Annotated in this window: 6 protein-coding genes and 1 pseudogene; 4 read left to right on the plus strand and 3 right to left on the minus strand. The window is 69.1% G+C overall.

Annotated features, from left to right (window positions below; translation table 11 throughout):
• Window positions 1–377: 377 nt before the first annotated feature.
• The 3 genes from KDL01_RS36860 to KDL01_RS36870 form a co-directional block, all read right to left on the minus strand.
• On the minus strand, window positions 378–1,175 hold the full coding sequence (locus KDL01_RS36860; protein WP_212533350.1) for a DUF1963 domain-containing protein: 798 nt from the start codon (window positions 1,173–1,175) through the stop codon (window positions 378–380).
• A gap of 440 nt (window positions 1,176–1,615) precedes the next feature.
• Window positions 1,616–2,251 carry a response regulator gene (locus tag KDL01_RS36865; protein ID WP_212533351.1) on the minus strand — a complete coding sequence of 212 codons (636 nt, stop codon included), beginning with the start codon at window positions 2,249–2,251 and terminating at the stop codon, window positions 1,616–1,618.
• Window positions 2,248–3,774, minus strand: a complete 1,527-nt coding sequence (locus KDL01_RS36870) for a HAMP domain-containing sensor histidine kinase (RefSeq protein ID WP_212533352.1) — start codon at window positions 3,772–3,774, stop codon at window positions 2,248–2,250. The genes KDL01_RS36865 and KDL01_RS36870 overlap by 4 nt, the downstream gene beginning before the upstream one ends.
• 74 nt (window positions 3,775–3,848) lie before the next feature.
• On the opposite strand from KDL01_RS36870, the gene KDL01_RS36875 reads away from it, so the two are divergent.
• The 4 genes and pseudogenes from KDL01_RS36875 to KDL01_RS36890 form a co-directional block, all read left to right on the plus strand.
• Complete coding sequence (locus KDL01_RS36875) at window positions 3,849–4,871, plus strand: IS630 family transposase (RefSeq protein WP_212533353.1); 1,023 nt, start codon at window positions 3,849–3,851, stop codon at window positions 4,869–4,871.
• A 273-nt stretch (window positions 4,872–5,144) separates the two neighbouring features.
• Entirely contained in the window at window positions 5,145–6,041 is an 897-nt protein-coding gene (locus KDL01_RS36880; protein WP_212533354.1) for an ABC transporter ATP-binding protein, read from the plus strand.
• The gene (locus KDL01_RS36885; protein WP_212533355.1) at window positions 6,038–7,081 is read left to right on the plus strand and encodes an ABC-2 membrane transporter-related protein; all 1,044 of its coding nucleotides are present in this window, start codon (window positions 6,038–6,040) and stop codon (window positions 7,079–7,081) included. The genes KDL01_RS36880 and KDL01_RS36885 overlap by 4 nt, the downstream gene beginning before the upstream one ends.
• Window positions 7,082–7,518: 437 nt before the next feature.
• Window positions 7,519–7,714: pseudogene (locus KDL01_RS36890) on the plus strand (PE family protein); the annotation flags it as partial.

A 7,714-nucleotide genomic window follows, 5' to 3' on the forward strand; every position in this document is an offset into this window, starting at 1 on the left:
AGCACGGTGCATCAGAACCCACATTCACTGCGGGCCTCGACACCACGCTAGGGCCATACGCCACAGGTCTGTCTCGAGAATCCGGAAACTCCCCAGCTGATCAAGCCCGCCCAGGACCTGCACCCATAGTCGATGACGGATCGCGCGCTCGCCGTGGTGGCGGTGAACGCGAGCACGGCGACGAGCGACGTGGTCACGGATGCGGTCCTCTTGTAGAGCACTGTGATTTCTCCCTCCCGATGCGCAGCGGTACGCCGCGCTCATCCCAGTGTTCGCGCCAACGGCGGCCGCGTCTTGAGTACTGGGTACCCATTCCCGGCGGGGGTTGCTGAACTGGCTGGCGGCCGGGTCACTCACCCGCTGGGGTCGTCGGCGGTTCAGCAGCAGATGATGCTTGCCACGGCCTTGCCGTAGTCCCCTGACGCGAAGTCCCTCGCTGGGATGGTGAAGTAGATCGTTCCGGCATCGCCCCAGCCCCATCCGAGCTCGGCGTCCTCGGCGAGCTGGAGGAGGTGAACGGCAGGACCGTCGGCATCACGGCGCGTCACCGGGACCGTGTACGAGGTGTCGGGCCATCCGAACGCGCAGTGCCGGCCTGCGGTGTTTCCATTGACGCCGCCCATTTTGGTGAGGATCAGGGACTGCGCGCCCCAGTGTTCGGTCTTGTCGAACTCGACATCGCCGTCCTCGACATCCCAGCAGTCCGGCAGGGCTGTTCTTTCCACCGCGTGAAGGGGTGTGACCGGGTAACTTCTAGCCGGTGTCGGGGCGGCTGTCTCGATCGCCCGAGTAGGGTCGGCGGGGATCACGCGGCACGTCTCGGGGCTGGAATGGTCCAGAGTCTGGTACTGCTCATACGGCATGTCCGGATCAAGGTGGAAGAAATTGAGCAGGCCCGGCCGTGTGGGCATTTCGTTCCCGAGCCACGGAGCGAGGGCATCGGTGTCGAGCACGGCGTGCAGAGACAGCGGGACGCCGCCGATCTGGGGCCACGGAGTTCCCGATTCGAGAAGAGCCGGGCCCCCGAGGCGGCATCGGCCAGTTGCCGCCGCCTCGTCCGACGATCGCTCCAATCGGAAGCCGCGGCGGGCCATGGCCGCGAACTGCCGGCCGGCGACCGTACCGAGCCGTTCGGCGGATACGCGCTGCGCACTGGCGGAGTCGTCAAAGTCCATGCCAGATCATCTCGACCCCGGACGGCAGGCGCCGGCCTGGATTACCAACTGGCACGCCCAGGTCCCTCAACGACATCACGCAAGCAAACTCAGTAGCGTCGACGGCCAGAGCGCGCGGCAGCGACCGCCGCGCCGCCCTGGAACAAGCGCCGGACAGTGCGCGTCAGTGGCCGCCAGTACGGTTCGGGCATGATGAGTCCCGTTGATATGGCTGCCGGAATGGGTGCCGCGCTGGACGATCGGGTCGAGGCCTCTGTCGGTTCCCGACCCGGTTCGCTGCCGAGTGGCGGGCGCCGTTGGGTGTCGGCGACGGATATCAGCACGCAGCGCTCGACGAGACGGAAGAGCGGCTGGGGGTAACTGCGAGGAAGTGACACCCCGGACACGGAACAGTTCGCTCCCACGGGCGACCCCCGTCGGCGTTCCCCAGGCAGCGGCCTTCAGCGACCGCCTTGGTGGCGGAGGGCGAAGATCGCTGCTTGCACGCGGTCTTGCAGCTCGAGTTTGGCGAGGATGCTCCGGACGTGGGTTTTGACGGTCTGTTCGCCGATGTCCAGGTCGCGGGCGATCTGGCGGTTGCTCAGGCCGCGGGCGATCAGCTCGAGTACGTCGCGTTCGCGCGGTGAGAGGGGCTGGAGGGGGTCCGGCGCGGGTGGGCGGCGCATTGCCTGGGTGAGTCGGGTGAGCAGCTCGGGGCTGAGGGTGGCGGTGCCGGTGGCGGCGTCGCGGATGGCGGCGATGACGTCGTCGGCGGGGGCGGTCTTGAGTAGGTAGGAGGTCGCGCCGGCGTGCATCGCGCGCACGAGGTTCTCGTCGTCGAGGGCGGAGGTGAGCACGATGACGGCCGGCCGGTGGGACGCGGCGGCCAGTGCCGCGATCACGCCGTGTCCGTCGAGTCCGGGCATGTAGAGGTCGAGGACGAGGACGTCTGGGCGCGTGGCGGCGGCGACGGCCACGGTCTGCAGGCCGTCTCCGGCTTCCCCGGCGACTTCGATGTCCGCCTCTTGGTCGAGGAGGTAGCACAGCCCGTCCCGCACGACGCGGTGGTCGTCGGCGATGACTACGCGGATCGTCATCGCACCGGCACCCGGACGGTCAGGGTCGTACCGCGCCCGGGTGCGCTGTCGATATCCACGCTGCCCCCGAGTTCCGTGGCCCGTTCCCGGATGTGGGCGATGCCGGAGCCGGTGTGCGCGGCACCCGGATCGAAACCGGTGCCCGTGTCGCGCACGGAGAGGGTGATTTGCCCTTCTTGCTGGGCTAGGAGGACGGTGAGGTGCTCGGCGTTGCCGTGTCGAACGGCGTTGATACAGGCCTCTTGGGTGATGCGCAGCAGGGCATGCTCGACCTGCGCGGGGATGGCGACGTCCTCGATGTGAGCATCGACTTCCACGTCGAGCCGATGGCGGTAGGCCGCGCAGATCTGGTGCAGGGCCTCGCCGAGCCCAGCGCCGTCCAAGCTCGCCGGACGCAGTTCGACCAGCAGCGCCTGCATGTCGTGCAACGCCTCCTCGCTGATTCGCTCGATCGTCTGCGCCTGCTGGTTGGTCGGGTCGGCCCGGCGCATCCCTGCGGCGATCATTCGCAAGCCGAACAGGTGCTGGGAGATCGTGTCGTGGATCTCCCGGGCGATCCGGTCGCGTTCCGCGTCGCGCGCGTCGCTGGTGGCCCGCTCTCGTTCGGCGGCGAGAGCGGAGTCGAGCTGACGGGTCATGCTCGTGAAGTTCGCCTCGAGCCGCCCTATCTCGTCGCGACCGGAGGCGGGCAGAACGACGGTGTAGTCGCCATCGGCGACGGCGAGGGTGGCTTTCTCCAGGCGGTTGACCCGACGCACGAGGCGGCGGGTGGCCAGCGATCCGAAGAGCACACCGACCGGCACGGTGACGACGAGCAGCGCCGAGGGGGCCGACAGCAGCAGTGCGCTGGTCTCGCCGGTCTGGCTCAGCTCGCTCCACGCACTGATCGGGTCGATGAACCTGGGAGCCGACCACGGGGCCTGGACGTATACGGAGGCGACCGACGTTCGCCCGTTCACCGGCGGTTCGCCGGCGCCGGCCGCAGTCCAGATCGTCCAGAGCACGCTGCCGTTCGGCGTGGACATGCCGCCGACCTTGATACGCCCACCGTTGACCCCTTGAGCTGCGGGCGTGGGCAACTCGGTGGCTGCCGCCGCGCCCGGGGGATAGCGGGACGGTACGGAGGACGCGATGACCGTGCCGTCGGCGGAGATCGCGACGACCGCGGTGACCGCCTGGTCGCTCTCGAGCGTGCCGGTCACCGCCGGAACGACGAGGGTGAGGCCGTCGGCAGCGACCCGGACCTGCCCCGGCACGATCGGTTGGCCGCGGTCGCCGAGCACGGTTCCGGGCGACAGGGCGCCGGAGGAACGCTGGGACAACTGCTGGCCGTAGCTCTGCGCGGTGGCGTCCACCTGGGCCTGCAACTGATCCTGCGCTTGGACGCCGTTTGCCAGTTGGGGTACCTGGAAGCCGAGCGCGAGCACCTCCACCAGCACCACCACGGTGAGTGTGACGAGGATGTAGGAGGCGATCAGCCGGCCCGACAGTCCCCAGGTCCTGCGTCGCAAACGGTCTAGCACTCCCGAACGTTATTGAGACGTAACCCATCGTCGTCTTGGTCGTTGTTGGATGCGTGGGTGTTTTCAGGATCGACGTGAGGTCGCTTTCCCGTGAGGCGCAGCAGGATCTGCGCCGTCGCGTGGTGCGGGCGGTGAAGAACGGTATGACGCAGGTGGCGGCGGCAGAGGTCTTCGATGTCTCGGTGCGTACGGTCAGCCGGTGGGTGAATGCCGAGCGCCGGGGCGGGGATCGGGCGCTTCGTCCGGAGAAGCCGGGTCGGCGCCCGGACGAGCAGAAAGCGCTGAGTAAAGCCCAGCAGCGCACCGTGTGCCGCACGATCGTCTCCCAGAGCCCGGTCCAGGCCGGAGGCGAGGGGGTGCTCTGGACCCGAGCGGCGGTCGCCGAGCTGATCCACCGGCGCTTCGACGTCCGCCTGTCCCACGTCAGCTGCGGCAAGTACCTGCGGCGGTGGGGACTGTCCCCGCAAAAGCCGATCCGGCGCGCGTATGAGAAGGACCCGGAGAAGGTGCGGGCCTGGCTCGAGGAGACCTACCCGCGGATCGTGGCGCGCGCCAAGGCCGAGCGCGGGATCGTGGTGTGGCTCGACGAGTCCGGCGTCGGCTCGGCCGACGCCCCCGGCTCGACCTGGGCACCGGTCGGGGCGACCCCGGTGCTCGGCAAGAGCGGGCAGCGCTTCCGGATCAACCTGATGGCCGCGATGACCAACCGCGGCGCCCTGTGCTTCACCGTGTACGAAGGCTCGCTCACCACCGAGATCTACACCCGGTTCCTCGACCGGCTCGCCCGCCACCACGGATGCAAGGTCCACCTGATCACCGACCAGCACCCCACCCACAAGGCCACCGCCGTCAAAGCCTGGCTCGCCGAGCACGCCGAGGAGATCGAGCAGCACTTCCTTCCCGGCTACAGCCCCGAACTCAACCCGGTGGAACTGCTCAACGGCGACACCAAGAAACACATCGCCGCCCAAGCCGGCGCCCGCAATCGGCGCGAGCTGACCTCGATGATCAGAGCCCACCTACACCGACGCCAGAAGCAACCGGCCCTCCTGGCCGCCTTGTTCCACAAGCCGGAAGTCGCCTACGCAGCAGCCTGACAACGACAACGATGCATTACGCCTCAATAACCGTGCACTCCGGCGTCGCGCATCCCCCCTTGGAGGTAGGTGCCGCACGCCCTCCGGCGTATCCCTCGAAGGAGGGAGGCGCTCTACCTCCCGGGCGTGGCGTGCCCGGCGCGGTGAGCCGGAACGCTGGCAATCGTGAACTTCACCCCACCTCACCACCCGCTCGCCGGGTCGCGCCCGGGGCGCTGTTCGCCAGCACGTGCCGTTCGCCAGCACGTTCCGCATCAGCGCCGAAGAGGAGAAATGACCGCGATCCTGGAAGCCCGCATGCTCGGCATGACCTACGGGAGGCGCCGAGCGCTGACCGAATGCAGCGTGACCATCCCGCCTGGGCGCATGGTCGGGCTGGTCGGCCCCAACGGAGCCGGCAAGTCCACGCTGCTCAAGCTCGCCTGCGGCGTGCTGACCCCGACCTCGGGCAGCATCAGCGTGCTCGGCCGCACCCCGGGCACCGGCCCCGAGCAGCTGGCCCGCGTCGGCTTCCTGGCCCAGGACGCCCCCGTGTACGCGAACCTTTCCGTCGGCGACCACCTGCGGCTCGGCGCACGCCTGAACCCAGGTTGGGGCCAGGGCTTCGTCGAACGCCGCATCGCCGCGCTCGAGCTGGACCCGAGGCAGAAGGCCGGGAAGCTCTCCGGCGGCCAGCGTGCCCAACTCGCGTTGGCCGTGGCGGCGGGCAAGAGGCCGGAGCTGCTCATCCTCGACGAGCCGGTCGCCAGCCTCGATCCGCTCGCCCGCCGCGCGTTCCTCGAGCACCTGACGCAGTCCGCCACGGAAAACGGCACCAGGGTCATCCTCTCGTCGCATCTGATCTCCGACCTGGAGAGATTCTGCGACTACCTGATCGTGCTCGTCGCCTCCCGGGTGCGCCTGGCCGGCAATGTCGACCAGATCATCGCTGCGCACCACCGGATCGTGTGCACGCGCCGCGATCCCGGAGCCCTGCCGGCCGGGCTCGAGGTGGTCTCGGCCGAGCACGCCGAGCACCAGTCGACTTTCGTGGTGCGCAGCGACGGGCCGCTTCCGCCCGGGGACTGGGTGACGCAACCGCTGAGCATGGAAGACCTGGTACTGGCGTATATGGGAACTGCCGAGTCCGGCATCCGTTCGGCGACGCAGGGTGATGGGGGCGCGCGATGATCTGGCTGACCTGGCGTCAATTCCGCACGCAGATCTTCGCGGCGCTGACCGTACTCGCGGCGGCCGCCGCGTACGTCCTGATCACCGGGACGCAGCTGCGCCACTCCTACACGGCCGACCTGGCCTCATGCGGTGCGCAGAACGACTGCTTCGGGGTGCTCAACGGGCTGCAGGACCAATACAACGGCCCACTCCAACTCGCCGAGATGCTCGTGCTCGCCGCACCCGGCCTCATCGGGATCTTCTGGGGAGCCCCACTGGTCGCCGGCGAACTCGAGCGCGGCACCCACCTCCTGGCCTGGAACCAGTCCGTGACCCGCACCCGCTGGCTCGCGGTCAAGCTCAGCTGCCTCGCCCTCGCCTCCGTCGTCACCGTCGGAGTGCTCAGCCTCCTTCTGACCTGGTGGGCAAGCCCGCTCGACGCCGCCTCGGGCAACCGGTTCGGCACCATGGCCTTCAACGCCCGTGACGTCGCGCCGCTCGGCTACGCCGCATTCGCCTTCGCACTCGGCGTCGCCCTCGGCTTGCTGTTCCAGCGCACTCTGCCCGCCATGGCCGTCACCCTCGCGATCTTCATCGCCGTCCAGGTCCTGGTGACCGCGGGAGTCCGACCACACCTGCTGCCCGCCACCGCCGCCTCCGTGCCCGTCAACCAGACCACGATGAGCCAAGCCATCAGGTTCGACCGCTCCGACGCGAACACCGGCCCCGTCACGGTCGACCTGCCCGCGCCCTCGGGCTCCTGGCTCCAGTCGGAGTCCGAGGTGCTCAACAGCTCGGGCCGACCGGTCCAGACCGGCGAGATCCTCAGCTGCTGGACGAAGTACTTCGGCCAGCCGGGTGCCTCGGGCAAGGGCGGATCACCCGGAATGGGCCCCCTCGGTGCCTGCCTGGCGTCCGACAACCTCCACGTCGACCTCACCTACCAGGCCGCCGACCGCTACTGGCAGCTGCAGTGGATCGAGACCGCCCTCTACGGCGCCCTCGCCCTGCTCCTGGCCGTCGCGACCTTCCGACGCACGCGGAGACTCCGAGGCTGAAGGCCGCGACACGCGAGATCGCCCATCACCGAGTTCCCTCGAGGCAGCCGAATCGCAGCGTTAAATATGATTCGTCGTCAATCATCATTAAATGTCCCGATCATCGGTCTTATCACAGCGGTACGGGACTGTCTGCGGTGAGGAGAGGTGGACCCGAGTATGAGCGCTCGTATCCGTGGACAGGTCGGTGGGACGCGGCCGGTTCGTGACGTCATCGCGTCCGTTCCGGCCGGCTCGGGTGGACGGCGTCGTGCGCGCGGCGCGGGGTTGGTCTCGGTGAGCGGCGCGCTGCTCTCCGGTGTGGCGCTGCTGGCGGGCACGGCTCCGTCGGCCGCCGCGCTGGCGAGGGCCGTGCCGGTGCGGGCGCAAGGGCTGACCCGTCGCAGACCTTCACCTTCACCGGCGCCGCGCAGAACCTGACGGTTCCGGCGGGGTCGGTGGTCACGATCACCGCGGACGGGGCCGGTGGCGCCGACGACACGGGCACCTCCTGTTCCGCCACGGGGGCGGGTGGAGCCGGGGCGCACGTCGTCACCACCCTGCCGCAAACCACCGCGGCCACGACCTTCACGATCAACGTCGGCGGCACCGGTGGCAAAGGCTGCAACGGCACCGGGGCCGGGGGCGCGGGCG

The organism is Actinospica durhamensis (genome assembly GCF_018139695.1).
Classification (GTDB): Bacteria; Actinomycetota; Actinomycetes; order Streptomycetales; family Catenulisporaceae; genus Actinospica; species Actinospica durhamensis.